Below are 26,067 nucleotides of genomic sequence, written 5' to 3' on the forward strand. Positions count from 1 at the left end.
CGGCGGCGTCCCACGCGGCCCACATCCCATGCCGCACAGACGAGTTGACGCCGACCGAGGGACACCGGCATCGGGCGATCGGGGGCGGGGGTTCACCCGTACGATTCGGCTGGCGTCAGCCCTGCGGCTGAGCCACCGGGGCCGTGGGGCGGATCGGGGTCGAGCGGATCTTCGCCAGTGCCCGGGTGAGGTCCCGGGAGGACAGGTAGAGCTTGAACATGATCGCGGCCTCGAAGACCAGCAGGAGGGCCGCCGTGCCGACGGTCACCGGCACGATCTGCCCGGTGAGCGGGCCGACGATGAACACCGCCATCTGGAACTCGATGCCGCTGATCAGATGAGCCCGGACGCGGTGGTCGCGCAGCCAGTCGCGGATGCGGATGTACCAGGCGAAGTGCGTACGGAAGTTCTGCTGCAGGTCCACCGAGTCGGCGGAGCGGATCTCGCCTGATTCGAGACCCGTCTCTTCCAGGTCCGGCTTTTCCCGGGAAACGGCCGGGACACCGGTGGCCTCCTCGATCGCGTCGTCCAGTTTGCGGCGCATCTGGCGGCGTACCTTGGCGACCTGGAGCGCGTCAACGTACCGGAGCATGTCGAGGAAGACGACGAGCATGCCGAGGACGAGGTAGAACTCCTCACCGGTGCTCTCGAAGCGCCCCCACATGAGCGCCAGGGCGCAGGTGAGCACCCGGATGCGGTCGAAGACGTAGTCGAGCCAGCCGCCCAGCACGGTGCCGGTGCCCTTGAGCCGGGCGATCTTGCCGTCCACGCAGTCCAGCACGAAGCTCAGGTGATACAGGACGGCGCCGGCGACCAGCCACGCCCAACCGTCGGCCATCAGGAAGCAGCCCGCCGAGCCGAGCCCGAGTAAGAAGGCGCCCCAGGTGATCTGGTTCGGTGTGATGGCGGTACGGTTCGCCAGGCCGACCACCAGCCGCCCGGCGAGCGGATCGACCAGGAACACCGTCCACCAGGCGTCCCGCGCCTTGTAGGTCAGCGTGCGCACGTCGTCCAAGGTGAAGGTTGTCACTGTGCGGGCCCTTCGTCCGTCCATCCGATTTGCTCATATGCGATGAAAGAGCCAATTTCGACGTCCCGGCCGTCGGCCACCCGGCTGACGCTCCTCGTCTCCGTGGCCAGCGGCAGCCCGCTCTCCGCGTCGATGACGAGCCGCTCGTCGCTGAGCCGGCCGTCCCTCATCACCTGGTAGCTCAGGGCCTGGCCGGCCCGGCCGAGCGGGTCGGTGACCGCGCCCTCCGGCTTCATGCCGGGCATCGAGGCCAGGATCTGGTACGCCGAGGCGCGCACCTCGGGCGAGACCGGCAGCCCGGCGATGATCTCCAGGCAGCTCTCGCGCAGCTCGGCCTCCATCTCGCGCCCGACATACGCGCCGTTCTCGCGGGCGATATGGGTCACGAGGAAGGCGCGGAGCGCCGTGGGGTCGCTCGGGATCGTGCTCAGGGCCTTCCAGCCGACCAGCTGCTTGGTCAGGATCCCGGCCGCGTTCCGCCAGGCGACGCGGTGCGGGCCGCCCTGCGGCGGGCCGGGCGCCGACTCCACCAGCGCCTGCGGGGAGACGCGGCCCAGGCCGGTCACGTCCGCCGGGTACTGCCAGTGACTCGGGGACCCGGCGGTTCGCCACGCGGCCTCGTCCTGGGGTGTCGCCGGTTTCGCGCCGAGGTACCGGCCGGTCCATCGATCCTGCTCACCGTTCTTCCTGGTGAGCCATGTCTCACGGGTGGACTGGCGCTTGACGACGTACTGGCGGTCGGGAGAGAGGATCAGCTGCCCGGTCACGACGCTGGTGCGCCAATAGGCGCCGTCGGACGGCGCCGTGGCCATCGCGATCGCCGCGGCGAGCAGGACCTGCCTGGCGGTCGGCGGGGCAGAGGCGGACACGGCGGGAACAGGCGAGAGATCGATCAGCGAGTTGGAAGGCACGGCCACGGCGAGCGCCAGCGCGGCCGCCGACGCCGCCCCGATCAATCCGTTGCGGACCGGCGCCCACCACCGCGACCGTGCTCTTCGCGTAGTTCGAGCCGGTACGCGTTGAGGGGCTTCCGGCGCGCGTCGAGGCGCTTGAGGAGGTGCGGCCAGCGCCGCCTGCAGCCTGGCCCGGCCGGCGTCGACGGTTTCGGATGAAGGGCCGGGCATCGAGAGGAGATCGCGTACGGCGGCCAGCTCGTCCGGGCGGTCGTTCAGCTCATCCATCGAACCCTCCGATCATCGGATTGACGCCACCGAGGGCTCTGCGGAGCTTCTTACGCACCCGGTTGAGCCGGGAGCCGACGGTCCCGAACGGAATGTCGAGCGTCTGCGCGACCTCCTCGTAGGTCAGGTCGGCGAGCGCGACGAGGAGGAGCACGTCGCGATCGCCGGCGGAGAGACGTCCAAGCGCTGTCGCGAGCCGCCCCTGTGCGTTCGCGGCGGCCACTCTCGCCGTCACCCTGTCCTCGTGCCCGTCATCTGCCACTTCGCCGGCAGGTGCCCGCTGAAAAGCCTCCAGCCTGCGCGTTTCGCTCCTTCGATGCTGAGCGAGCAGGTTGGTGGCGATCCCGTACAGCCAAGGGCGTACGGCACCGCGGGCGGAGTCGAACGTCTGCCGTTTCCTGAACGCCACCAGGAACGTCTCGGCGGCCAGATCATCGGCGATCTGCGTGCCGAGCCGTCCGGAGACGTACCGGTGTATCTCTTCGAAGTAGCGGTCGTAGAGCACGGCGAACGCTTCCGGGTGGTGCCATGACCGCTCGATGAGCGCGGCGTCATCGCCTGTCACGGGCACGTCCGGGGGAGCGGCCATTCGCATGGTGTCCCTTCTGTGGAGTACACCTCTATTCCGCCGAAGCCCCGACTCCTCTTCACACTTCTTTCAAAATCAGCACGAAGTTTCCCGAAATATCCCCGCTTGTCCTCTTAAATCCCCGTACGGCGGGCAGTCGCGGCTCGGACTTTTACCCGCGCTTGCCGATCGCGCGGTAGGCCGCTCGACATCGCGGTCCTATGGTCGCGTCCATGGCCTCTCCAGAAGACAACGAGCGGGAGCTGACCCTGCGGGTGGCGACCAGGCTGTTCGCCGCGCTCGGCCACGACGGCGTCACCATTGGGCAGATCGGCGAGGCCGCCGGGCTGAACACGGCCGCCATCACCCAGCATTTCCCCACCAAACGCCACCTCTACCTGGCGGTCATGGAACGCGCCCACCAGCTTCTCGCGACCGCCATCGACACGAGAGCCGGCGAGCTGAAGGCCGCCGCGCCCGAGGAGAAGCTGGCCGCCCTCCACCGGTTCATCGACGGTTACATCGACCTGTGCGTCGAGCATCCCGAGGTCCCCGCGCTGTGGATGCACCGATGGCTCTCCGACGCCAGCGACATCGAAGAGCTGGAGTCACTCAACGCTCAGCCGCTGGCCCAGCACGCCGTCGAGAGCATCGCCGCCCTGGCGGCGCCCGTACACGCCGACGCGCAGCTCACCACGTACACGATGGTCTGGTGCATCCAGGGGTTCTCACTGAGCGGGGTCCTCGACACGACAGGACAACGCCGCAGCCCCAGCGACCCCGACGCGCTGCGGCGCTTCCGCGCTCACATGCACCAACTGCTCGACCGCCTTCTCGGCCTCACCCACTCCGCCGAGCCACCGCCCGGCAACTGATCGGGCCGCGCCGGCCGCCGCGTGCCGCATGGGCCGAGCCGGTGACACCGGAAAGCTCATTAGGCTGATCCTGTGACACCGAAGGCCGGACAGGGGACAGCATTGCGCGCGGACGCCGCGCGCAATCGCGCACGGGTGCTGCGGGTCGCCCGCGAGCAGCTGGCCGCAGGTGACGACTCACTCCAGCTGAACACCATCGCCCGGCTCGCCGGGGTGGGTGTCGGGACCGTCTACCGGCATTTCCCCAACCGGCACGCGCTGCTGGAGGCGCTGTCGGCCGAACGCTTCCAGCAACTCGTCACCGAGGCGCAGAACGCGGCGGCCGACGAGGATGTCCTCGCGGGCCTGCACCGCTTGCTGCGGTTCACTCTTGGACGCGCGCTGGACGACGCCGGGTTCGCGGCCGTGCTCGAATCCGCCGGCGACGCCGAGGCACAGACCTCGGAGATGAAGGCCGAGCTCGACCGCGCCCTTGAGGAACTGCTCGATCGCGCCCGCGCCGCCGGCGCCGTCCGGCATGGCCTGGAGGCGGACGACATCCGCCGCCTGCTCTGCGGCGTCCAGCACGCGGTCCGCTCCGGTGACGGCGACCCCCGGTACGCCGAGCTCTACCTCGACGTCCTCCTTCAGGGCCTGCGCCCGCCGCGCTGACGCCATCTAACCGGATAGCTATCCACTTGTGCTACGGTACGCGAAGTGAACCGGATAGCTATCCGATTAGGCGATGAAGGGCGGGACCGTGGACCGACGGGCGGTAGTGACGGCGGGGACCGGCGGAATCGGCTTGGAGACCGCGATAGGGCTGGCGGCGGCCGGTTACACCGTCACCGTGGTCGGCCGGAGCGCCGAGCGCGGCGCCCAAGCGGTCGAACGGATCGGCGCCGCGGTGCCCGGAGCGGAGGCCAGGTTCGTGGCGGCCGACCTCGCATCGCTCGACGCTGTACGAGCGCTCGCCGACCGACTGGCGGCGGAGGGACCACTGAGCGTTCTGATCAACAACGTCGGGGCGATGTTCGCCGACCGCCGGCAGACGACGGACCGGATCGAGGCGACATTCGCCGTCAACCACCTCTCCCCCTACCTGCTGACCGAGCTGCTGCTGGCACCACTCCAGGCCGGCGGGCCGAGCCGGATCGTGAACGTCACCTCCGGCTCGATCAGGACCGCCAAGCGCTCCTTCGCGGCGGTCGAGCCGCCGGGCGGCTACTACGGCTTTCACTGGTACGGCCGGGCGAAGCTGGCCAACCTCGCGTACACGCTGGACCTGGCCGAGCGACTGCGGGGCACGGGCGTCTCGGTCTTCGCGGCCGACCCGGGCGGCGCCGCCACCGACATGACGGACGGCACCATGCGCTCACCCAAGATCGTCTCGCCGGCCCTGCGCCTGCTCTGGCCACTGGTCCGCCGCACCTTCGAACGCGCCACCTCCGGCCCCGCCTCCGTGGCCGCCCGGTCGTCGATCCTCGCCGCGACCGACGCCTCACTGGACGGGCAGACAGGCCTGGTCATCGGACCCGACACCCGACCCGTCGCCCCCTTCCGCGCCAGCCGCGACCCCCGAACGGTCCAGGCCGTCCTCAGACTCAGCCGGCAACTGGCTCCCCTCACCCTCACCTGAGCTCCGCGACCTCGCCCCCTCCGCCGAATTCGTCCGGCAAAGGACGTCCTCCCCGGCTGCGGGGCGCCAGCTATCCGTCTCCCGCGCGCGCAGCACCTCGCTCAGCCGCCACCCGCACGCAGCACCTCGCTCAGCCGCCGCCGGCGCCGCAGCGCCGACTCGATGGGCACCACGACGGCGACCGCCACCAGCAACGCGACGGTCACCAGACCCAGCCGCCACCACGGCAGCACCAGGGCCGGGTCGGCAGCCTGCCCGGTGAGCAGCCGCAGCGCGAGCGAGCCGAGCATCAGGCGGGCGAGCAGCACCCCGAGCAGTGGGCCGACCACGGCGGCGACCATCACCGGCGGCAGCAACTCCCCCGCGGCGATCCACCGGGCGTCCCGCGGCCGCAGACCGAGGGTGCGCAGCCGGGTCAGGGTCTGCCATCGTTCCGGCGCGCTCGCGGCAGCGCCGAGAGCCAGACCCAGCAGCCCAAGGGCCAGCAGAGTCGCGGCCGAGACCCACGCCAACGTCAGCAGCCCTGAGGTCAGCGGCGCCGCGCGGCGGGCGCGCAGCACGTCCTCCCGCAGCACGGTGTCCGCGTCGACGGCGCTCGCGGCGACCGCCCGCGCCGCTCCGGGGCCGGCCGCCCACACCGTGTTGGGTACGGAGGGCATGCCTGCGGCCTTGAGGGTAGCGGCGTCCACGACGACGACGTCACCGGCGTCGCCGACGGCGGGTGCCGTACCGACGGCGGTGAGCCGGATGGTCGGAGCACCGTCCCGGAGCAGGTCCAGCCGCATGCCTGACCGCAGGCCGCCGTCGTCGGAGCGCACCAGGGCAGGCACGTCCCCGTGACCGGTCGCCCCGAGCCGGGCGAGCGCCGGCGCGTCCGGCAGCGGGGTGGCGGCGAGCAGCCGCCGGAACGCGGAGGCGTCCACGATCACCAGGCGCGGACCGACGACCAGTGAGTCGGCGACGACCCGCGCCCGGTCGGTGACCTGAGCGGCGACCACCTCCCGGACTCCTGGCGCGGCGGCGATGCGCCGGGCCAGGGCGGGTGTGGAGGCCGCCGCGGCGGGGACGACGTCGAGGCGGGCGTCGGCGCCGACGGTACGCCAAGCGCCCTCGGCCAGACCGTCGCCCGCAGTGGCGTCCAGGGTGAGCGCGAACGACGCCAAGGCGGCGGAGGTCACCAGGACCAGAAGCGGCAGCGCACGCGCGGACGTCGCGACCGCCCGCGCGGTGCCGAACACCGCCAACGGGCGGCGTGAGCGCAGGGCACGCTTGAGCACGAGGCCCAGCCCCGCGGGGAGCAGCCGCAGCACGACGAGCGTGCCGGCGACAACACCGAGAGCGGGCGCGCTCGCGGGCAGCGGCCCGTCCCCCAGCCCAAGCCCCGGACCGGCCACGTCGCCTCCAGGAGCGAGGGCGGCCGGGAGAATCCCGCGCTGGTGCAGCGCCACGAAGGCGGCCACCGCGGCGATCAGTACCGCGGCCTCAAGGGCGGCGCGGCGCAGTTGGACGGTGTGGCGGGCCCAGCGGCGCGCGGTCCGGTTGGCCGGGACCCGCCGGTCTCGGGTGGCGCGGGCGGCGGCGAGCGTACCGAACGCCGGGCCGGCGACGACGGCGGCGAGCACCACGGGCAGCACCCACTCCCAGGAGGCGCCCGGGACGACCGCGCGGGACAGCGCGAGCCCGGCCGCGGCGGCCGACAGCGCCACCACGGTGGACTCGAGCAGCAGCTCGGCAGCGAGCGTCGGCAGGGCCGCCCCCCGTTGCCGTGCGGCCTCCAGCGCCGGCGCGCGGCGGCGGACCAGCAGGTCGGCGGCGAGCAGCAGGACCAGGACGGCGACGGTCAGCACGCCGGTGAGCAGGACCGACGCCTGCGCGGATGCGGCGCCGACCTGGGCTCGGATGTTCCGCAGTACGCCGTCGAGCCCCGTCTCCCACTTCAGGGAGCCGTCGAGGGCGCCGGATGAGCCGGAATTGGCCTTGAGCGCGACCACCTTCGAGGCGATCGCCTGGGCGGAGTCCCAGGTGATCCGGCTCGGGTCGGGGGTGAACCGGACGACGCGTCGTAGCGCGTCCTGGTCGAACGCGAGACGGGCGTCGGGCAGGGAGCCGGGCGACAGCAGGCCGGCGAACCGGGTGGAACCCACACCATCCGCACCGGAGACGGGACGCAGCAGCGCGGGGGCCGACCGCCAGGCGGAATCGGTGCTGTCCGTCGGCCGGAAGATGCCGCTGACCAGGACCTTCTTGATGTTCCCCGCGTCGTCCTTGAGCGGGATGCGGGCGCCGGGACGCAGCTTGAGCGCCTCGGCGTCCGCTTCCGACAGAGCGACCTGCACCGGCCGTGGCTTCCCCATGGCGGGAACCTCGGCGTGGTTGTCCGCCTCAGGGACGGCGGGCCGGGGCGGACCGCCCGCGATCCAGGTCACGTGCGGCCCGCCGTCTGAGTCGTCTGCGCCGTCTGCCTGCGGGCCACCGTCGGCGCCGTCGCCCTTCGCCAGGTAGGCGAGCTGGAAGGTGCGCAGCACGCTGCCATCGGTGATCTTGAGGGTGGGGCTGATGACGGTGGCGACGGGCGGGCGCAGCGCGGCCCGCAGGCCGGGTCCGAGTTCGTCCGTCGCCCTGTCGCGGAAGTCGTCGACGTCCTCGGCGAGCCGGGGAGCGCGGACGCGTCCGCCGTTGGGCCCGTCGTCGCGTTCCATGCGGGCTTCTACCAGGACGTCACCGTCGCCGCCGGCGCGGCGGACCCCGTCCTGAACGGCCTCGTCGGCGGTCGCGCGCAGCAGCGGCGGTACGGCGCCGGCGAGCAGGGTGACGACCGCCACGACCGCGGCGGCCAGGAGCAGCGACCCGGCATCGGCACGGGCGCGCCCGAGAACGCTGGGCCAGTGCAGGGCGAGCGGCCACCAGCGACCGACCGGCCACAGACCGGCGCGCCACCGCACGACACCACCCGCAGATGCTTCACGACCCGCACCCACAGATCCCTCACGACGCCGTGCCCGCAGGTTCCTCACGACACCACCCGCAGATGCTTCACGACCCGTGCCCCCATGTGTCTCACGACGCCACCCGCAGGTACGCGACGTCGACGCGGCGGGCTTGTACGACCACCACGGCGGTCACCGCGAGCGTGCACCCGGCCAGCAGCAGGGCGAGCAAGCCGGCCTCGGCGGCCCACGGCCAGATGGGCAGGGCGACCGGCACGGGCGCGGCGCCGGTGTCGGAGCGGACGAGCAGGGGCGCGACGACGCGGGTGGCGAGTGCGCCGACGGCCGCCCCGGTCGCGAGCAGGGGCAGCAGGACGCCGACGTGCTGGCCGAGCAGTACGGCACGTACCTCCCGCCGGGTCATCCCCAGGCCCCGCAGCCGCGCCACCTCCAGCGCGCGGCTCCGGAGGTCGAAGGTCACGTGCAGCACGACACCGGCGAGCAGCAGCAGGGCCGTGGCCGGAACGAGCAGCCGGAGCGCGGCCGGCAGCCCGGCGCGCAAGGGGCCACCGGTGAGGCGGGCGGTCTCGGATGCGCGCGTGGTGACGGCGCCGAGGCGGAGAGCGGCGGCGCGTACGGCGGCGTCGGCCCGAGTGGGGTCGCCGACCCACCAGGCGTCCACGGGGAGGTCGAGGTTGCCGCCGATGACGAGGGCGCGGGAGAGCGCGTCCGAGTCGGCCAGGATCGCCGCGGCACCCGGGGCGGATGGAACGGTGGGCAGCACCTCGCTCACCCTGACCGACACGGGAGTGAGGCCGACGGTGAGGTTGAGCCGGGAGCCGCGACGGGCGCTGACTTCGTCGGCGAAGCGGGAGGAGACGGCGACGGGCACCGGTCCCGCGGCCGGGAAGGCGGTGGCGACCAGGGTTCGGGCGGCGTCCGGGGGGCCCTTGAGCCCGACGGTCGTCGTCATTTTCAGCTGAACGCCGGCCGGGGTACGGGCGAGGGCGACGGCCGGATTGCCGAGTTGGCCGGGGGCGGGCTCGACGGAGGTGACGCTCCACGGCGACCCGGGCACCGCGCCGACTGACGCGGACCCTGAGGCAGGGGCGGAGGCGGACTCCGGGGCAGGGGCCGGGGCGGAGACAGGAGCCGGGGCGGGGGTCTCGGGCACGGTGAGGGTGACGGCGACGCGGCTGTCGCCGGCCCCGGCCGGCAGCTCGGCCCAGGCATCGGAGAAGCCGAAGCCGACGTTCCCCAGATCGGGGGCGAACGGGAGGGACACCGCGACCAGCCGCAGCCCTTCGACGGTCGCGCAGGCCGGCAGCGGATGCGCCTTGCCGTCGAGCCGGACGGGCGCGCCGTCGCAGGGGATCCGTAAGCCCGTGGCGTCCTGCAGGAGCAGCCGGGGAGTGACGATGAGCGGGGTCGTATCGGTCGCCTTCCCCGTACCGGTCGCCTTCCCGGTGAGGGTGAGCACGGCGCCTTTCGGGACGGGGACGCCGGTGGCGCGGGTCGGCGGCGCGAGGGCGGCGCCCACGTCCGTCCACCTGCGGCCGTCGTTCAGCCGGCCGCGCAGCAAGGACTCGGCGCGGGTGGTGTCGACCGCGATCAGTCGTGGTACGTCGCCGGCGTTGCCGAGCCACTGTCCGACCGCGACGCCACGGTCGGTGGCCGGGCTCACCGTTCCGCCGGTGGCCGCGCCGACAGCCGCGCCCTGCCCGGCCTCCGGCGGCGCGCCGAGGGTGAGAGCGAGGTCGGTGCCGACGGCCAAGTCGGCCTGGTCATGCTGGGAACGCTGCCACGTGGCGTCGAAGCCGACCCCGAACGTGGCGGCCGCGCAGGCCAGGCCGATCAGCAGCCCCGCGGCGACCGCCTGCGGCCGACGGGCGGCTTCGAACGCGGCCAGCGGGAGCGTCAGCCCACGGGCGCGGCGCGCGAGCCGCTCGACGCCGCGCAGCGCGGGCACCACCAGGCGCAGCGCCAGCGCGGCGCCGGCGGTGAGCAGCAGCGCGGGAGCGAGCATGCGGATGGCGTCGACAGAGGAGCCGGAGCCGGTGGGCTGATCGCGCAGTTGCCACCAGCCGATGACGGCGAACGCCACGAGCAGCACATCGGCCCCGGAGCGGGCCAGCAGTTCGCGCCGGTGGCGACGGTCGTCGGCCACGGGGGTGGGCCGCACCGAGAGGGCGACGAGCACTGCCGCGAGCGCCAGCGCGCCACCGGCGACGGCGAGCACATGGACGCCGGTCACCACCGGATGGACGGCGAGCCCGGCCTCCGCGAGCGGCGGCAGGTGGGTCAGGCCGGCGTGCAGGACGGAAGAGGCGGGGATCGCGAGCGCGGCGGCCAGGACGGCGAGTGCGCCGGCCTCGACGACGGCGGCGGCCGCGAACTGCCCGCGGCTGACACCCAGCGCCGACAGCAGAGCTGTCTCATCGGCGCGCACGCCGGCGGTGAGTCGGCCGGCGAGGGCGAGGGCGGTCGCGGTCAGGACGATGCCGAGGACGGCGACGGTGAGTACGGCGGCGGCCGTGACCTGCTGCTGATCGCGGGCGGACAGCAAGGTCGACGGCAGCCGGGAGGCGACGCGTTCGATCCGCACCCGGTCGCCGAGGGTACGCGCCAATTGGCGGTCGGCGCTGAGCACGGCCTCGGCGACGGTGTCGAGGCCGCGGCGGGTGGGGGTGGACAGGTCAGGATGAGCGGTGATCTCCAGCCGGTCGATGGTGGAGCCGCCGGCGAGCAGGGTGGCGAGGTCGACGATGAACGGCCCGTACGCGTGGACCGGCCGCACGGAGCGGCCGTCGTGGTAGGCGAGGTCGTAGCCGGTGGCGGCGAGGGGGTCGCGGTCCCAGCCGGTGCCCGGCAGCGGGCGTACGACGCCGACAACGGTTACGTCAACTGGTCGGGAGGGGTCGCCGCCCAGTTCCGCGCCGAGATGGACGCGCCTGCCGAGGGTGAGGCCGAGCAGCCGCGCGGTGGGCTCAAGCACGACGGCCTCCAGCGGCGCGGCGGGACGGACCGCGTCGGACCTCTGCGGCACGCCGGGGTGCACCCCGGCGGCCGCGCCCCGCGGCCAGCGTCCCGTGACCAATGCGGCGCGAGTCGGCAGGTCTTCGACGCCCGACAGGTAGGTCTCGGCGGGTACGCCGTCGCCGCCGGCCCGCGTCGCCGGCAGCGACCGCATCATCGACGACGCGCGCGCGGCCGTCGTCGCGGCGAACGGAGCCAGCGCCGAGGTCAGCACGCGGCGGGTGTCGTCGGCGACGGATCGCGCGTCCGGTCCACGGACGGTGACGGTGTAGGCGGTGACGTCGACCCGGGCAGGAGCGGCGCGGGACGCTGCGGCCTCCAGCGCCTGCTCGGCAGTACGGGTGACCAGAAGGGCGCAGGCACCCAGCAGAGTGGGGCCCACCATGGCGACCGCCAGGAGGGCGGCCAGCAGCGGCCACTGCGCGCGGGCTCGATGAACAAGCAGCCTCAGCACGGGCGGCTCTGGACGATCACGAGGCTTCCCGCCCGTCCAACCACCCGTCGGTCCTGGACGCTCACGAGGCAGCCCGCCCGTCGGCTCTGGACGATCACGAGGCTTCCCGCTCGTCCAGCCGCCCGTCGTTGATCTGGATCACCCGGTCCGCCAGCGCGAGCATCGTCGGGTCGTGCGTGGACACCAGCGCCGTCACGCCCTCGGACTCCACGACTCCGCGCAGCAGCGCCATCACCGACAACCCCGTCTCGGCGTCCAGCTGCCCGGTCGGCTCGTCGGCGATCAGCAGCCGGGGCGAGGCGGCCAGGGCCCGGGCGATCGCCACCCGCTGTTGCTGGCCGCCGGACAGCTCACCCGGACGCTGCTGCGCGTGGTCGGCCAAGCCCACCAGCTCCAACAGCAGCTCGACCCGACGCTCGCGTTCCGCCGCCGGGAGGCGTGCCAGCCGTAATGGGGCGCCGACGTTCTCCGCGGCCGACAGCACCGGGATCAGGCCGAACGTCTGGAACACGTAGGAGACCTTCTCCCGCCGTAATCGGGACAGGCCGTCCTCGTCGAGGGCGGTGACGTCGGCACCGTCGACGAGTACGGTCCCGGAGTCCGGACGGTCCAGACCGCCAATGACGTTGAGCAAGGTGGTCTTCCCGGATCCGGACCGGCCGATGAGGGCCACCATGGTGCCCGCGGCGAGGTCGAACGACACGTCCCGCAGTGCGTGGACGGCGGTCGGCCCGCTGCCGAAGCGCCGATGGACGCCGCGCACGGTGAGCAGCGGCCTGTCAGCCGGATCGGCGCTCATGCGGGCCCATCGAGATCAGCGCGGCTCGCGACGTGATCGGCCGCGTCGAGATCGGAGCGAATCACGTCGCCATCAGGCCTGTCGAGATCGGGGCGAATCACGTCGCCATCAGGCCCGTCGAGATCGGGCCGGATAGCGACATGATCAGCCTCCAGCGCCAGCCGGACCCGTCTGGTCAGCGCGAGCGCCTCCCGGTAGTCGCGCGGCACCTGGACCCGTCCGGCGCGGTCCATCACGGCGTACTCCTCGGCGATCATGTGCGTGTCCCCGTCGGCGTTGGTGGCGGTGCGGCGCAGCACCTCGCTGCTGGTGCGTCCGTCGCGGATCGCCACGGTCCGCTCGACCTGGCCACTGACCGCGGGGTCGTGGGTCACGATGACGACGGTGACGCCAAGGCGGCGGTTGACCTCTCGTAACGTCCCGAAGACCTCGGCGGAGGTGGCGGTGTCCAGCTCGCCGGTCGGCTCGTCGGCCAGCAGGACGCGCGGCTCGTTGGCGAGGGCGACCGCGATGGCGACCCGCATCTGCTGCCCGCCGGACAGCTGCGCGGGACGACGGTCGGCGCAGTCGGCGACCCCGAGGGTGCTCAGCAGCTCGGCGGCGCGGGCCCGGCGCTTGCGGGCCGGTGTGCGGGCCGCGGTCATCGGCAGGTCGACCATCTGCCGCGCGGTCAGGTAAGGCACGAGGTTGCTGGCCGTCTGTTGCCGGACGAATCCGACGGTACGCCGCCGGTAGTGCACACGATCGGCCCGGGACATCGCCAGCAGGTTCCACCGGTCGACGCGTGCCCGTCCGGCGGTGGGGGCGTCGACCCCGGCGAGGATGGACAGCAACGTCGACTTGCCCGACCCCGACGCCCCGACGACGGCGACCATCTCGCCGCTGTCAACGAGCAGGTCCAGCCCTTGTAACGCCTGCACCTCGACCGACCCGGACTGGTAGATCCGTACCAGGCTCTCGCAGACGATCAGCGCGTCCCGCCCGAACTCCGGCGCCTTCTGAGGCGGCTGCGGCAGGGAAAGCGGCTTGATGGACATCCCCCTCCTCCGGTCCGGAGTCGCGCTGATCTCTGGCCAGACTCTATAGAGTCCCCATGCGCCCGGCCAACAGGCGCTCACGTCCCGCCAAAGAGCCGTGACCGACTGCCCCAGACAGCGGCCACAAGCCCCGATCGTGCACCCGACATCACTACTGCTACTTTTGTGCCCTTTAGTCCCATAGTGGTTAGAGGTACAGAAAGTGCGACGGTACGGCTGGACGATCAGCGCAGTCATGGCAGGGTGTCTGCTCGCAGGATGCTCCGCCCTGCCGGCCCTGCCCGGCATGGGCGGCGCGAAGGCGGACCCTGCCGCGACGGGCACACCCACTGCGAGCAGCACCCCGACACCCGCTCGCGCCGTCTCGGACCAGGAGGCCACCTCGGTCCTCGCGGACTACGTCAAGCGCAACAACGCCGCCAACAAGGCCCGGAGCGACGAACTCCTGGCCGGCTACGAAGGCGGCTCCAGCTTCACCATCGACAAGGCCAGCTACGCCTCCAGCCGCATCCTGCGGAAAACCATCAAGTACCAGCCGTTCGGCTACACGAACGCCGCGTTCCACACGCCGGCCGCCGGGCAGGAGCCCTGGTTCCTGGCCACGGCACACTGGCAGCGCAAGCCGACGACCGCGAAGGAGCCGACGTACCTGCTCTTCGCCCGGCAGGCGGACGGCTGGCGGCAGATGTACTCGCCCGACGCCTTCGACGGCACCACCACCGATGAACTGCCCGCGATCGCCGCCGATGCCTCGGCGGTCGGTCCCACGGACGGGACCGGCCTGCTGATGTCACCCGCCGACTTCGCGAAGAAGTACGCCTCCCACATGGTCGGCAAGGGCACCGCCGCCGACAAGAGCCTCTTCGCCGCCGACAGCATCACCACCGGGGCGGCGAAGACCCGCCAGAGGATGAACCAGTACGCCCGCATCACCTCCACCGCCCGCCCGGCCACCCGCTACCCGTCGTACACGCTGCGCACCACCGACGGCGGAGCCCTGACCTTCACCACGATCGAGCGCACGATCCGCTACGACGTGCGGCAGGGCCCGGAGCGCAACTACGTCTTCCAGAAGGACAGCGGAATCCTGCGCGGCAAGTACTACACGTACATGAAGATCACCGACCTGTTCCAGGTCGCCGCCCACATTCCCCCGAAGAGCGGCAAACCAGACCAGGTCAAGGTGCTCGCCAACTACTCCGGCCTCGTAGCGGGCAGCGGCCGCTGACCCCCGGCTCACCGTCGGGCCGCGTGGCGTCCCGGAAGCTCGCGGAGCTCCATCACGTTGTCCGAGGTATGAAGATCGGCGAAGCCGCCAGCGCCAGCGGCGTGAGTGTGCGGTCGTTGCGGTACTACGAGGATGAAGGCCTGATCGTCCCTGGTCGCTGCAGCAACGGCTACCGCGACTACTGCCGGCCGACCATCGACCGAGTCCTCGCCATTCGCTCGCTGCTGGAGTACGGGCTGCCCGTGCGGTTGGTCAAGGCAGTCCTGTCCCACCTCACCGACGGACCGGAAACTCCGCTGCGCGCCGAGTTCCTCCACGAGGTGGAGAGCTATCGTGATCGGCTCGCCGCTCGCATCGCCGCTCTCACCGCCCAGCAGTCGGCGCTCGACGCCTTCCTGCGCGAGGCCCGCCAAGCCGGCCGGTGACCATGACTTGACCTTCACGTCAGTGTGAGGCTCCTACCTTTCGGCGCATGAAGACCAACGACCACCAGCACACCACCTCTGACCAGACGATGCGGGCGCTGCTCCAGCGGTCGCACCGCGGGCCGAAGGATCTGATTCTGACCAGCGGCCGTCGTCGTCCCACCCCGGGCCCGGGCGAGTACCTGATCCGGGTCGGCGCCGCCGGGGTCAACTTCGCCGACGTCATGCAGACCCGTGGAACCTACGGAGGAGGGCCTCAGGCGCCCTACATCGCGGGCTTCGAAGCCGCTGGAGAGATCGTGGGCATCGGACCGGACGTCGAGACCCCACTTCAGGTCGGTACCCACGTCATCGGAGCCGGCCCTGGCGCCTTCGCGCAGTACATGGCGCTGCCGGCCGCAGGAGTCCTGCCCGTCCCGTCCGGCTGGACGGACGCCGAAGCCCTCGGCATGGTGCTGAACTGGGCGACCGCTTTGGCGGCGCTCAAGCCGCTGGGCGAGGTCAAGCCAGGTGACGCGGTGCTCATCCATGCGGCTGCAGGAGGAGTGGGGCAGGCCGCGGTCCGCCTCGCCCGCCACTACGGTGCGCGCGTGATCGCCACGGCCGCACCGGCCAAACACGATGCCGTTCGAGCGCTCGGCGCCGACGAAGTTCTGGACAGTACGCGCCCCGACCTGGCCAAGGAGATCACCCGGCTAACGGGCGGAGTCGACCTGGTCCTCGAATCAGTAGGACAGGCCACGTTCAAGGCCAGTCTGTCGGTCGCCAAACCCTTCATCGGGCGCGTCGTCGTGTTCGGCGCCGCTTCCGGCGACGCCACTCTGACCACGCACGACCTGGTCTTCACCCACCAGGTGCAGGTCAAGGGCTTGCACATCGGCGCGCTGGCGAGCGCCGCTCCATCGATCTACCGGTCGCTAATCACCGAGATCGGGGCGCTCATCGCCCACGGCGTGTACCCGCCCGGCACTCCCCACATCCACCCCCTGGGCGACGGTCCGGCGGTGCTTCAGGAACTCGAAGCAGGCCAGACCCGCGGCAAGCACGCCCTTGATCCTTGGCGCTAGGAACCGAACCGCTTCTTGACCGCCGCCACCCGGTCGGGCAGCAGGCCCGGCGCGATCAACACACACTCGTACCCGAGTGAGGCGTAGGCGTCCCGGTGGACCCGCTCGAACCGCAGCGACTCCTCGAACGTGATCAGCCGCGCGTCGGTCGGCGTGACGAATCCGAGGTTCTGGACGAAGAACACCTTCTTCTCGTAGATCTGCTGGGCTTCGATGCGTTCCAGTTCGCGGGTCAGCGCCGGCGAGACGGAGTGGCCGAGATAAGTGGCCAGGGCGTAGGTGCAGACAGGCGATCGATCGTAGATCTGCACCTCGCCGGGAAGAACCGCGGCCTGTTCCTGCCGTCGGCGCTGCAAGGTGATGATCGCCTCCACGAAGGACGGCTTCATCCACGGCTCGGATTCGCCCTGGGCCTGCCGCAGGGCGATGACATCTGTCGCCGCCTCCTCGACGACGGTGTAGCCGTCGCACTCCAGCCAACGCAGGATGGCGGTCTTCCCGGCTCCAGGCGTGCCGGTGAGGATGTAGCGCTTCATGAATCACTTCCCGTACGTCCCGGATCTGGGCGCCGCCCAGCCCGGCGGCCTTGCGTCAGGACTGGACGGATCTCCAGGACTCCACAGTCGCTTCGGCGATGGCCTCGATGCGGCGGCCGTACGCCAGATGCCCGTCGGACACGAAGCTGCCGCCCTTGAACGGCAAGCCGCAGAACGTAACGCGGAAATGCCCGGGAGATCCGCCCTGCGGGAGCGGCGCGTACTCCTCGAGCGGCGCCATGTCGTAGCCCGACCGCACCCCGTGCTTGTTCCGCGCCACCTGATGAGCCGCCGCGCGAAGCAGCGCGTCGAGGCCCTTGTCCAGGTAGAACTGCAGCTGGCGGAACTGGCCGTCGAGGTACTTCTCATGGGCTCTGGCAGGATGCTGCAGGAGGTACGCGCACACCACGGGCGCGTGCCACCTGTACATCTGCGGATCGCCCTGCTCCTCAGCCAGGATCGCGTGGTAGTAGTCCACGCACACGCCCAGCGGGCCGGCGCTCGCACCGCAGTCGCACTGGCGCATGCTGGGGCTATCTGTCACGGTCCGCACCATAGGTGGTCGGCAACGGCCTTGTCGACGACATTTCAGCCGACAGCCTGAACGCTCTCCGCCCGAGCCAGCAGGTCGTGGATGAGGGCGAGGACCTCGTCAGGGGTGAAGTCCATGGGGTTCTCGCCGAAGCTGCACCGGCTGGGATCGGGGGCGGAGCGTGCACTGATTTTGGCATATCAGCCCTACCTCACTTCACCCAACGTCGAAACCCGCCCTCAGAATTGATCACCTGACCCGTGATCCAGGCGGCATCGTCCGAGACGAGCCAACGGACCAGCTTGGCGACCTCATCTGGCCTCCCCCACCGACCGGAAGGCAGGGCATGGCCGATCTGCCGGGCGAGCTCGGGACCGGCCCAGCCGGTGTCGACCGGCCCAGGGTTGACGGTGTTGACCGTGATGCCCCGATCAGCGAGCGCGTCGGAAAGGCTAGCCGTCATCTGATGGATCGCACCCTTGCTGATCGCATAGGGCAATTCCTCCGGCATGGGCGCCAGATGCTGACCGGAAGTGAACAAGACCACCCGCCCTCCGGAGCGCTGATCATCATGCTGAGCGGCAAATGCCTGGGTGAGCAACACGCTGGCCCGAGCGTTCACCGCCCACGCCAGGTCGAGCTCGGCCGCGGTCACCTCCTCCAGCGCCTGCTTGGAACTACGCGCGTGGTTGGCCACCAGCACATCAACATGCCCGAACCGGTCGACCGCCTGCCCGATCACCTCCGCGGGCGCCGCCGGGTCGGTGAAGTCGGCCTCCACATGCTCCAGCTGATCGCTCACACCACCCAGCGCCGCCAGTACGCCGGCCATCCCGTCAGGATCGCTGCCCCACGGCTGATCGGCATCGTGCGGGGTCCACGACTGCACCATCACCTTCGCCCCGGCGCCCAGCAGCTCACGCGCCAGGGCGAAGCCGATCCCAGCCCGGCGACTCACCCCGGTCACCACCGCGACCCTGCCCGCCAGAGACCCCTGTGCGCTCATGTCGATTCCCATCTGGAAATCTTCGCAAATCAGCGCCTTTGAGAAGACCCAGAAGCCCGGGTCATACCGAGACCTTGGCCGCCTCCGCCGCCGCGTCGGCCTGGTCCGCCGTGAGCCGGGCCCCGTTCGCCTGCGGGCCCCGTAATCGGGGAAGAGATCTGGGGGGCGCTGCAGCTCACCGGCTCGGACGACACCGCCGTACCGGGGCAGGGATCGAGCGATTCCGCCGCCACGGGACGGGCGTCGAGCCCAGAGGACAAGGCGTTTGAGCAGCATTCCGTGATCCCCCGGATCGTGAACATTCCTCGGAATACACACTTCACCCAGACCACGCGAGGGGCGTCCGGAACTCTCAGAGGCTGCGGGCGGTGATGTCGCCGCTGGAGGTGGTGGCGTGGATGTCGAGTTCGGCGGTGCCATTGTTCTTGAGGGCGTTGGTGATGCGGCCGTGGGTGGTGCCGGCGTCCAGAGCGGCCGAGACGCCGGCGGCGGCGCTGACCGAGATGTCGCCGGACTGGGTACGGAGCACGACCTTGCCGCCGGTGGCCTCGGCGATCCGGATGTCGCCCCGCGCGGTGCTGATCTCCGCGGGACCGCCCAGCCGGCCGACCTCGACGTCGCCGTCGGTCGCGGTCAGGCGCAGGCTCGCGGTCTCGTCCAGCTTGATCTGGTGGTAGGCGCCTTCGAAGGCGACGTCGCCGAGGCGGCCGACGGTCCGGAGTTCGGCGCTGCCCGTCTTCGCCTCGACCTGGGAACCGGCGGGCAGGTTGACCGTCACCTCGATGGCTCCGGTGGGGCCGAGGTACTGGTTCTTCTGCGCGGTCTGGATCCGCAGGACGCCGTCGGCGTATTCCACCGTGGTCAGCTCGGCCGCCTTCACGTCACGACCCTTGGAGGTGTTCGCGGGCAGGACCTCGACGGTGGTGTCGGCCCGGTCGGCCGCGATGAACTGGACGCGTCCGGCGGGGATGTCCAGGATGGTGGTGATCGGGGCGAGGGTGTCGAACGTGTGCATCGTGTGCTCCTGTTGAATCTGAGTTCGGCGTGGCCCAGTTCGCAAGCGCTGGACCGTTCATGGGATTGAGCATCGCCGACCGTGCTGATACCGGGCCGTCGCCGTCCTGACGCGACTACTGACACACCACCCGCACGCTCGACAGCGAGCCCGAGGGCCGATCAACTCGGCGCGAGGACGTCCATGCGGGGTTCGGTGGCGGGTTGGCGGAAATTCGCGATGAACCGCCACAGCGGGGACAGGGCGAATCCTATTCTGATCTTGGTACGGCTTCCTTCCGACAGCCAGGAGAGATCACATGCTCGGCCGTTTCGCGTCCAGCCTGGTGAGCGCACTGGTGCTCACCACCACTACAGCCACCGCCGCCGCGCCCCCGCCTCAGCCGACCCCGGGCCCGTTACCTGGCGTAACGGAACGGACGGGAGATGGCCAGTTCGGCAAGGGTCAGGCCGCGGTCGTCGCCGACCTGAACGGCCGCCCCATCCAGCTCACGTCCTACACCACCGTCGACATGCAAAACCACGGGGGCATGTTCACGCTGTGGGCATGGCAGCCGGACCGGCGGCGGTTCATCAAGAGCGACTACGGGGATTTCGCGGTCTCCCCCGACGGACGTTGGACGGTCGCGCGACTGGAGTCGCTGAGAGAGCCGGACAAGAGCCGATTGCGGATCCTCGACCGGACCACCGGCAAGAGCCGGGACGTCGCGATCCAGCTCACCGACTACACCCCCGCCGATACCGAGAACGGCGGCACCCAGTATCCCCAGATGCGCTGGCCCAGGTGGTCGCCGGACGGCAAGAAGCTGCTGTTCACCGTCAGCTTGGCCCGCCAGGGCGACCGCTCGGCAGGAGTCCTGATTCTCGACGTGCCTGACCTCACGCCCCGCTTCATAAAGATCCACAAGGCGCTGGTCACCGTCGGCGGTTTCGAGTGGAATCAGGACGGCACCCGCTTCCTGGTCAGGCACGGCAAGCTCGGCAGCACGACCGTCCGCCTGTACGACCTCCAGGGCAAGGCCACCAAGGAATACCAGGTACGAGGCCGGCCGGGCGGCGACGGACGCGGCGTCTTCTCCCCCTCCGGCAAGCGGTTCGTCACCGCCTGCCTGCCACTGGAGAAGGCCGCCTGCGTGTGGGACGCGTCGACCGGCAAGGCCGTGACGAGACTTCCCATCGTCTCCAGCGGGCGGCCCACCACCCTCGGCTGGTACGACGAGAAGCACCTGCTCATCACCACCAGGGCCGGCGTCGGGATCGTCGACCTGAAGGGCCGAGTGACCGAGACCCTGCTCAAGCTCGGCAAGAAGTCCGAGATCTTCCCGCACTTCAGCGCGCTGAAATGATCGGTCGGCATGCGGAGGTGGTCCACAAGATCGGGCCGGCAAGGCCTCTAACCGGCTCGTAGGGCAGCGACCGACTCGACGAGGCCTGCCGACTCCAAGGCATCGAGCACGTCGTCCACAGTTTCCGGCGGGTTGGTACGCGAGTCTGCGATCTGCTGCACGCAAGCCCACACGACTCTCCCGTCGTGGTCAATTTGGTCCAGCACGAAGTCATCGGGCGATTTGGCCTCAATGCCCCATGGGGCCAAATCCTCTGCTGGAAAGTCCTTGAGGTTCGACGTCACGATGATCTATGCCCCTACCTTGATCGCCGCCGCCAGCACATGCCGGTCATCCGGGTCGGGAAGCTTCAGCCCCTCAATCAGCGGCTCATACCCCTCAATCAGGGAATCCCGGACAGCCGAGTTCATCAGGAGGCGGAGTTTGCCAAACTTCTCTTCCGAAATATCGGGACGGTTGGCAAGCAGGTTGCGTTGCATCTCGTCGAGAATCCCGTTGGTCCATTTGGCCTGCGTCCGCCGCACCATGGCAAGCGGATGAGCAGGTCGCGCAGCGTGTTGCCGTACAGCACGTTCGCGTCATAGACCACGAAGGCCATGTTCAGATTCCCAGCTCTTGCCCCAGAGCAGCAAGTTGATCAGCAGCTGTCCGGCGCTTGGCGTCGTCACGGCGCTTGTACTCCTGGAGGTCCTCATAGGTGATACGCCGATGCTTACCGATCAATCGGAAGGGAATCTCGCCCGCCTCCAGAAGCTTGATCAGGTAAGGTCGCGAGACGTTCAGCATGTCCGCTGCTTGCTGCGTGGTCAGCTCGGCATGGGACGGTATGACCGTTACTCCGCGCCCTTCAGCCGCCTGGGCGAGGACGAAGGCGAGCAGGCTCACAGCCTCGCGAGGCAGGATCAACGGATCCTCGCCACCATGCTCGCCGTCGACGCGAATGGTCGACTGCTCGGGATACCGCATGAGGTAGTCCTTGATCCGCCGCACCGCGCGACTGGCGAGCTCGGCGTCGATGATCCCGGGCTGAACACGTTTGGCCTGGATGTCTGCCATGACAACACCTCCCTATCGCAGTATCCGCAATAAACGAAACAACCGCAAGCATTCCGCGGGCCCCTCGGATAGCGATACCGCGCTCCGACTGTGCCTCCTGCCCTGCCTCAGACTCATTGGCATGTACATGTAGGCCGATCAGCCTCTTGGCCAACGATCAAGTGCGCATCAGGAGCCGGACCGGGCCGAGCCGCCTGATCGCTCCGTGGGCCGAGCGTTCAACTCATTCCACTTGTGCAGCAACTGGGGGACCTCGCTGCGGAGGAACGCGAAGAAACGCCGAGTCTCGTCCATCCGGGCGCCCGCGGGCGTGTCCGTACCGAGCACCTCGACTCCGTCGCGCGCGCCCTCCTCGAAGCGACGGAACACCTCGTCACTCGACGCCGCCGCCCTGTACCACGCGGTCTGATCGACGCGGTAATGATCACGGCGTTCACCGGGGTCCCGCTCGCGGGTCACCATCCCGACCCGCATCAGATACTTCACCGCGCCCGAGACCGCCGACGGGCCGACCTGCAGCACGTCGGCGAGTTCGCCGGCGGTGCGCCGGCCGTCGTCGGCGATGAGCAGCGCCGCGAGCACGCGTGCCGCCATACGCGGATAACCCGAGAGCCTGACGCGGCTTCCTTCGGTCCTGGTGCTGGCCGCCATTCCGGTGCTGGTGTACGGCCTGCTGCCGCGGCTCGCCGCGGTCGTCGCCTATGTCGCGCTCGGGCTGTGCCTCGTGCTCGAGTTCGCGGTGGAACTGCTGCACGCCGACCCGTCGATCTTGACGGTGTCGCCGTTCGCACAGACCCCCGGGCTCCCGGTCGCCGAATTCACCATGACACCACTGATCCTGCTGACCATCGTCGCCGCCTTGCTCACTGCCGTCGGGCTGGCCGCTTTTCACCGGCGTGACCTCGGATAGCGCATCGTCGGGCAAGGCCGACGGCCACGAGGCGCTTGGACGCAGGCCTCAGAGCGTGCGAATGGCCCCCTCGGCGATGGCCCGAAGTTTGTCTGGGTTGGCGATGTTATGGATGGTGGTTATGCGCCCGTCGGCGTCGAAATCGAAGGTGACAGTGGCGATGACACGTCCCAGACCACTGAACACCATGCCCGGCCCGCCGTTGATCTCGACCAGTTCGGCGTTCATGTCAGCGGGCTCGACGCCCTGGTACGTGACCTTGCCGATGGCGGCGAACCAGGCCGCGACCGTCTCGGCGCCCACGACCGGACGCAGGGCCTGACGGACCTTGCCTCCCCCGTCGGTCCACAGCGTGACGTCCGGGGACAGCAGTTCCATGAGGGTGTTGATGTCGCCCCCGGTCGCGGCGGCGAGGAACCGCTCCGTGGCGTCGCGCTGCCGCGATCGGTCGGCGGTGAAGCGCGGCCGCCGGGCCCGTACGTGCTCGCGCGCACGGTGCGCCGCCTGGCGTACCGCCGTCTCGGAACGCTCCACCGCCTGCGCGATCTCGGCATGACTGAAGTCGAAGACCTCCTTCAGTACGAACACCGCGCGCTCAAGCGGGCTCAGGCTTTCCAGCACCACCAGCATCGCCGTCGACACCGACTCGGCGTTCGTGATGTCGTCGGCGGTGTCGCCGCTGGTGAGAATGGGCTCCGGCAGCCACGGCCCCACATAGGTCTCGCGCTGGTACCGGGTCGAACGCAGCCGTTGCAGAGCCAGGTTCGACACGATCCGCGCCAGATAGGCCTTGGGGTCGGCCACCTGCGAACGGTCGTCGGCCGACCATTTGATCCAGGCATCCTGTACCGCGTCCTCGGCGTCGGCCACGGTACCGAGGACGCGATAGGCCACCGAGAACAGCAGATTGCGATGCTGGTTGAACACCTGCTGATCGTGGTCCCGGAACGGGCTGGTCATCGCACACCTCGGACGCGGGTGAAACGGCCGCCACGGGGCCAGAACGCGCCTGAGGCCGGCATCTTCTTCATACGACCGTACGTCGGCCAGGGTGAAGCGGTCACCGCCTCCTTATACCGTGCCGCGATGCGGCCGGTCAGATGCACCCGTCGGGGGCTGTCGTCGGGGTGGGTGAACTGGACGACCGCATCGTTCCGCCCCAGGCTCACCGGCGTGTGGTAGTAGCCGAAGCGGAACGGCTTGGTCCGCTTGCCGTCCAACGCGCGGACGATCGACACCGCAGCGTGTACACCGGTCGGCATCCCGCCCTGGCAGGTGCCATGCATGACGCCATAGCCCTGGCGGATGGCGGCCGCGTCACCCACGGCGTACACGTCCGGGTGCGACACCGACCGTAGCGTCGCGTCGGTGACGACGCGGCCCCGCTCGTCGACGGTCAGACCGGCGGTGGCAGCCAGCGGCGACACCCGCGTACCGCTCGTCCACAGGACGATATCGGCGGCGACGCTCTCCCCGCCCGCCAGTTCGACGGAGTCGGGCAGTACCTTCACCGCTTCGATCCCGCTGCGTACCTGGACGCCCAGGCGCGTGAGCGCGGACTGAAGATATGCCTTCGGTTTGGGGCTCATGGCCGCGCCCGGTTCCTGCCGGCCCAGCAGCACCACGTTCAGCTCGGGGTACCGCTCAGCGATCTCCGCGGCTGCCTCGACACCGGTCAACCCGCTGCCGCCGACCACGACCGTGCCGCGACCGAGCCGAGCCAGCCGCTCGGCCAGCACCTCAGCGTCTTGGGCGCTGTTGAGGGTGTACGCGTACTCCTCCACACCCGGCACCGTCACGGTGTCGGCCACGCTGCCCAGCCCGTACACCAGCGTGTCGTAGTGCAGCACCCGGTCGTCGTCGATCCGCACGATCTTCGCGTCCGCCTCCACCGCCGTCACCCACCCGCGCACGAACCGCGCACCGGTGCCCTCCAGCAGTTCCGGGATGTTCATCTCGGCGACCTGCTGCCCGGTCGCCGAGATGTGCAGCCGCAACCGCTCGGTGAACCGCTCCTGCGGATTCACCAGGGTCACCTGTACGTCTTCACGGCCCTTGGTCCGAGCCGCCAGCTGGATCGCCGCGGCCATGCCCGCGTACCCCGCCCCCAGAATCAGCACGCGGTGCGGTGCCGCCGCGCCTGTTTCGCGCCTTATGATCATCTTTGTACCTTTCGCTTGATACGGACAACCACGGGATGCAAGCAGCCCGCCGATCCGTGACATGCGGTCGGTATGACACGCGACACAGTCGCCTGATCGGCGGTACCACTACGCGATCCAACAGGCATGGTGGGCTGCGACAGCCGCCACCGGCTGTGCCATCGGCTCACCTTCAGGACCCTTCCATGCCCATCAGACCCCCGCGAGTCGTGTCAGCATGGTCGGCATGCTCGCGATCACTGTGTACACCGAGGACGGCAGCCGATACGTCCGGGTGGCTGCGGAAGAGCTCGCCGAATTGGTTCACCGGCTCGGCCGGCAGCGCGACCGTTTTCTGGTCGTCCAGCAAATTCCCGACCTGCCCGACATCTTCATACAGGTCTGGCACGAGGAGGGAAGCGACTACACGCTGGAGCACCGCAACGGCGCGCCAGACCGGCACTACCAGGTGACGCTCGACACCTCTGACCTCGTGATCGAGGCCATCACCGGCTGGGCATGCCTGGAGGACGACTGGGATTCCGGGCTGGATTGGACACCATTGAACCTGGGCCACCCGGAGCCCGCACCTCCGCTTGAACTTGACGAAGATGATCGACAAAGGCTCGAGGCGCGCATCCGTACGGTGATCGTGGGCGGGTACGCGACTCGCGCACAGGTGGCCGAGATCGCGGAGGACTATCTCGTGTCAGGAGACCACCGACCGGTGTCTGCCGAGCAGGCACGGCGACTGACCGATCGCATGTGGCTGGAGCGTGTCAAGGAGCAGGCCGCCTGGGAGGACGAGACGGACCCGGAACGACTCACCAGAGCCTTCACGGCCCTGGAAGCCACAGGTATCACCGCTCGGGAAAACTTCACCTGCTGCCGCTCGTGCGGTCAAGCGGAGATCGGAGGGGCAGGTTCAACGGATGCCCGCGGCTTCGTCTATTTCCACACGCAGTGCACTGACTCCGCCGTGGCAGGACACGGACTGTCGCTCCTGTACGGCGGGTTCGACGACTCATCGGACACGACCGTATCCATCGGCCGGCAGGTCGTGGCCGCGCTGACGGAAACCGGCCTTTCGGTGGAGTGGAACGGCCGCCCCGACCAGGCCATAACCGTCGCGCCCCTGGATTGGCGCAAACGGCTCATCGGATGAGGAGACCCCGCGGTGATCAGTACGATGCCGACGGTCACCACACTGCCCAAAGCCCGGAGCTGATGTCGACGCCCTGACCAAACCCCTGTTCTCAGATGGCGTCGGGGCCGCGGCAA

General features: G+C 70.1%; 26 protein-coding genes. 9 read left to right on the forward strand and 17 right to left on the reverse strand.

The window, feature by feature from the left end; all coding sequences use genetic code 11:
* Positions 1–115: 115 nt before the first annotated feature.
* Genes LDL49_RS38095 through LDL49_RS38105 form a run of 3 tightly spaced genes read right to left on the reverse strand, consistent with a single transcriptional unit; the run spans position 116 to position 2,800 of the window.
* Positions 116–1,030, reverse strand: coding sequence for a CDP-alcohol phosphatidyltransferase family protein (locus LDL49_RS38095; RefSeq protein WP_225298835.1), 915 nt, complete (start codon positions 1,028–1,030; stop codon positions 116–118).
* Positions 1,027–2,211, reverse strand: coding sequence for a CU044_5270 family protein (locus LDL49_RS38100; protein ID WP_225298837.1), 1,185 nt, complete (start codon positions 2,209–2,211; stop codon positions 1,027–1,029). The genes LDL49_RS38095 and LDL49_RS38100 overlap by 4 nt, the downstream gene beginning before the upstream one ends.
* Complete coding sequence (locus LDL49_RS38105) at positions 2,204–2,800, reverse strand: RNA polymerase sigma factor (RefSeq protein WP_225298839.1); 597 nt, start codon at positions 2,798–2,800, stop codon at positions 2,204–2,206. Before LDL49_RS38105 ends, LDL49_RS38100 begins: the two co-directional genes overlap by 8 nt.
* A 212-nt stretch (positions 2,801–3,012) precedes the next feature.
* Here LDL49_RS38105 and LDL49_RS38110 point away from each other — a divergent pair, with 212 nt between their 5' ends.
* From LDL49_RS38110 to LDL49_RS38120, 3 genes are all read left to right on the forward strand, one after another.
* The gene (locus tag LDL49_RS38110; protein ID WP_225298841.1) at positions 3,013–3,654 is read left to right on the forward strand and encodes a TetR/AcrR family transcriptional regulator; all 642 of its coding nucleotides are present in this window, start codon (positions 3,013–3,015) and stop codon (positions 3,652–3,654) included.
* A gap of 72 nt (positions 3,655–3,726) precedes the next feature.
* Entirely contained in the window at positions 3,727–4,305 is a 579-nt protein-coding gene (locus LDL49_RS38115; RefSeq protein WP_225298843.1) for a TetR/AcrR family transcriptional regulator, read from the forward strand.
* Between the two features lie 73 nt (positions 4,306–4,378).
* Positions 4,379–5,272 (forward strand): SDR family NAD(P)-dependent oxidoreductase, encoded by an 894-nt coding sequence (locus tag LDL49_RS38120; RefSeq protein ID WP_225298845.1) that lies wholly within the window; start codon positions 4,379–4,381, stop codon positions 5,270–5,272.
* A gap of 101 nt (positions 5,273–5,373) precedes the next feature.
* On the opposite strand, the gene LDL49_RS38125 is transcribed toward LDL49_RS38120, so the two are convergent.
* The 4 genes from LDL49_RS38125 to LDL49_RS38140 all read right to left on the reverse strand — a co-directional run bounded on the left by LDL49_RS38125 (position 5,374) and on the right by LDL49_RS38140 (position 13,525).
* The gene (locus LDL49_RS38125; protein WP_225298847.1) at positions 5,374–8,214 is read right to left on the reverse strand and encodes an FtsX-like permease family protein; all 2,841 of its coding nucleotides are present in this window, start codon (positions 8,212–8,214) and stop codon (positions 5,374–5,376) included.
* A 115-nt stretch (positions 8,215–8,329) separates the two neighbouring features.
* Complete coding sequence (locus LDL49_RS38130) at positions 8,330–11,689, reverse strand: FtsX-like permease family protein (RefSeq protein WP_225298849.1); 3,360 nt, start codon at positions 11,687–11,689, stop codon at positions 8,330–8,332.
* A gap of 94 nt (positions 11,690–11,783) precedes the next feature.
* On the reverse strand, positions 11,784–12,488 hold the full coding sequence (locus LDL49_RS38135) for an ABC transporter ATP-binding protein (RefSeq protein WP_225298851.1): 705 nt from the start codon (positions 12,486–12,488) through the stop codon (positions 11,784–11,786).
* The gene (locus LDL49_RS38140; RefSeq protein WP_225298853.1) at positions 12,485–13,525 is read right to left on the reverse strand and encodes an ABC transporter ATP-binding protein; all 1,041 of its coding nucleotides are present in this window, start codon (positions 13,523–13,525) and stop codon (positions 12,485–12,487) included. The genes LDL49_RS38135 and LDL49_RS38140 overlap by 4 nt, the downstream gene beginning before the upstream one ends.
* Before the next feature lie 235 nt (positions 13,526–13,760).
* On the opposite strand from LDL49_RS38140, the gene LDL49_RS38145 reads away from it, so the two are divergent.
* From LDL49_RS38145 to LDL49_RS38155, 3 genes are all read left to right on the forward strand, one after another.
* Positions 13,761–14,753: a DUF8094 domain-containing protein gene (locus tag LDL49_RS38145; RefSeq protein ID WP_225298855.1), complete on the forward strand. Its 993-nt coding sequence runs from the start codon at positions 13,761–13,763 to the stop codon at positions 14,751–14,753.
* A gap of 68 nt (positions 14,754–14,821) precedes the next feature.
* Positions 14,822–15,178, forward strand: coding sequence for a MerR family transcriptional regulator (locus tag LDL49_RS38150; protein ID WP_225298857.1), 357 nt, complete (start codon positions 14,822–14,824; stop codon positions 15,176–15,178).
* Between the two features lie 47 nt (positions 15,179–15,225).
* Positions 15,226–16,245 (forward strand): NADPH:quinone oxidoreductase family protein, encoded by a 1,020-nt coding sequence (locus LDL49_RS38155; RefSeq protein WP_225298859.1) that lies wholly within the window; start codon positions 15,226–15,228, stop codon positions 16,243–16,245.
* On the opposite strand, the gene LDL49_RS38160 is transcribed toward LDL49_RS38155, so the two are convergent.
* From LDL49_RS38160 to LDL49_RS38175, 4 genes are all read right to left on the reverse strand, one after another.
* On the reverse strand, positions 16,242–16,781 hold the full coding sequence (locus LDL49_RS38160) for an AAA family ATPase (protein WP_225298861.1): 540 nt from the start codon (positions 16,779–16,781) through the stop codon (positions 16,242–16,244). The two genes, LDL49_RS38155 and LDL49_RS38160, sit on opposite strands and share 4 nt — an antisense overlap.
* Before the next feature lie 55 nt (positions 16,782–16,836).
* Positions 16,837–17,325, reverse strand: a complete 489-nt coding sequence (locus tag LDL49_RS38165) for a DUF5946 family protein (protein ID WP_225298863.1) — start codon at positions 17,323–17,325, stop codon at positions 16,837–16,839.
* A gap of 199 nt (positions 17,326–17,524) precedes the next feature.
* Positions 17,525–18,331: an SDR family oxidoreductase gene (locus LDL49_RS38170; RefSeq protein WP_225298864.1), complete on the reverse strand. Its 807-nt coding sequence runs from the start codon at positions 18,329–18,331 to the stop codon at positions 17,525–17,527.
* Between the two features lie 340 nt (positions 18,332–18,671).
* Positions 18,672–19,334, reverse strand: coding sequence for a DUF4097 family beta strand repeat-containing protein (locus LDL49_RS38175; RefSeq protein WP_225298866.1), 663 nt, complete (start codon positions 19,332–19,334; stop codon positions 18,672–18,674).
* A 298-nt stretch (positions 19,335–19,632) separates the two neighbouring features.
* Between LDL49_RS38175 and LDL49_RS38180 the strand changes: the two genes are divergently transcribed.
* The gene (locus tag LDL49_RS38180) at positions 19,633–20,679 is read left to right on the forward strand and encodes a TolB-like translocation protein (protein ID WP_225298868.1); all 1,047 of its coding nucleotides are present in this window, start codon (positions 19,633–19,635) and stop codon (positions 20,677–20,679) included.
* Positions 20,680–20,726: 47 nt separating this feature from the next.
* Here LDL49_RS38180 and LDL49_RS59880 read toward each other — a convergent pair whose 3' ends face one another.
* The 4 genes from LDL49_RS59880 to LDL49_RS38195 form a co-directional block, all read right to left on the reverse strand.
* A complete protein-coding gene (locus LDL49_RS59880) occupies positions 20,727–20,963 on the reverse strand; it encodes a VapC50 family PIN domain-containing toxin (protein WP_504854020.1) in 237 nt (78 codons plus the stop codon).
* 6 nt (positions 20,964–20,969) lie between these two features.
* Positions 20,970–21,206, reverse strand: a complete 237-nt coding sequence (locus tag LDL49_RS38185) for a PIN domain-containing protein (RefSeq protein WP_225298870.1) — start codon at positions 21,204–21,206, stop codon at positions 20,970–20,972.
* Positions 21,207–21,279: 73 nt separating this feature from the next.
* A complete protein-coding gene (locus tag LDL49_RS38190) occupies positions 21,280–21,735 on the reverse strand; it encodes a helix-turn-helix domain-containing protein (protein WP_225298872.1) in 456 nt (151 codons plus the stop codon).
* A gap of 168 nt (positions 21,736–21,903) precedes the next feature.
* Complete coding sequence (locus LDL49_RS38195) at positions 21,904–22,386, reverse strand: GbsR/MarR family transcriptional regulator (RefSeq protein WP_225298874.1); 483 nt, start codon at positions 22,384–22,386, stop codon at positions 21,904–21,906.
* Between LDL49_RS38195 and LDL49_RS38200 the strand changes: the two genes are divergently transcribed.
* Positions 22,349–22,645 (forward strand): efflux permease Rv1217c-related protein, encoded by a 297-nt coding sequence (locus LDL49_RS38200; RefSeq protein ID WP_504854021.1) that lies wholly within the window; start codon positions 22,349–22,351, stop codon positions 22,643–22,645. The two genes, LDL49_RS38195 and LDL49_RS38200, sit on opposite strands and share 38 nt — an antisense overlap.
* 48 nt (positions 22,646–22,693) lie before the next feature.
* Here LDL49_RS38200 and LDL49_RS38205 read toward each other — a convergent pair whose 3' ends face one another.
* Together LDL49_RS38205 and LDL49_RS38210 are read right to left on the reverse strand one after the other, a co-directional pair.
* Positions 22,694–23,605, reverse strand: coding sequence for an RNA polymerase sigma-70 factor (locus LDL49_RS38205; RefSeq protein WP_225298878.1), 912 nt, complete (start codon positions 23,603–23,605; stop codon positions 22,694–22,696).
* Positions 23,602–24,807 (reverse strand): NAD(P)/FAD-dependent oxidoreductase, encoded by a 1,206-nt coding sequence (locus LDL49_RS38210; RefSeq protein WP_225298881.1) that lies wholly within the window; start codon positions 24,805–24,807, stop codon positions 23,602–23,604. The genes LDL49_RS38205 and LDL49_RS38210 overlap by 4 nt, the downstream gene beginning before the upstream one ends.
* 226 nt (positions 24,808–25,033) lie before the next feature.
* Between LDL49_RS38210 and LDL49_RS38215 the strand changes: the two genes are divergently transcribed.
* Entirely contained in the window at positions 25,034–25,951 is a 918-nt protein-coding gene (locus LDL49_RS38215) for a DUF6891 domain-containing protein (protein WP_225298883.1), read from the forward strand.
* The last annotated feature ends 116 nt before the right edge of the window (positions 25,952–26,067 follow it).

Source organism: Nonomuraea aurantiaca (assembly GCF_020215705.1).
Taxonomy (GTDB): Bacteria; Actinomycetota; Actinomycetes; order Streptosporangiales; family Streptosporangiaceae; genus Nonomuraea; species Nonomuraea aurantiaca.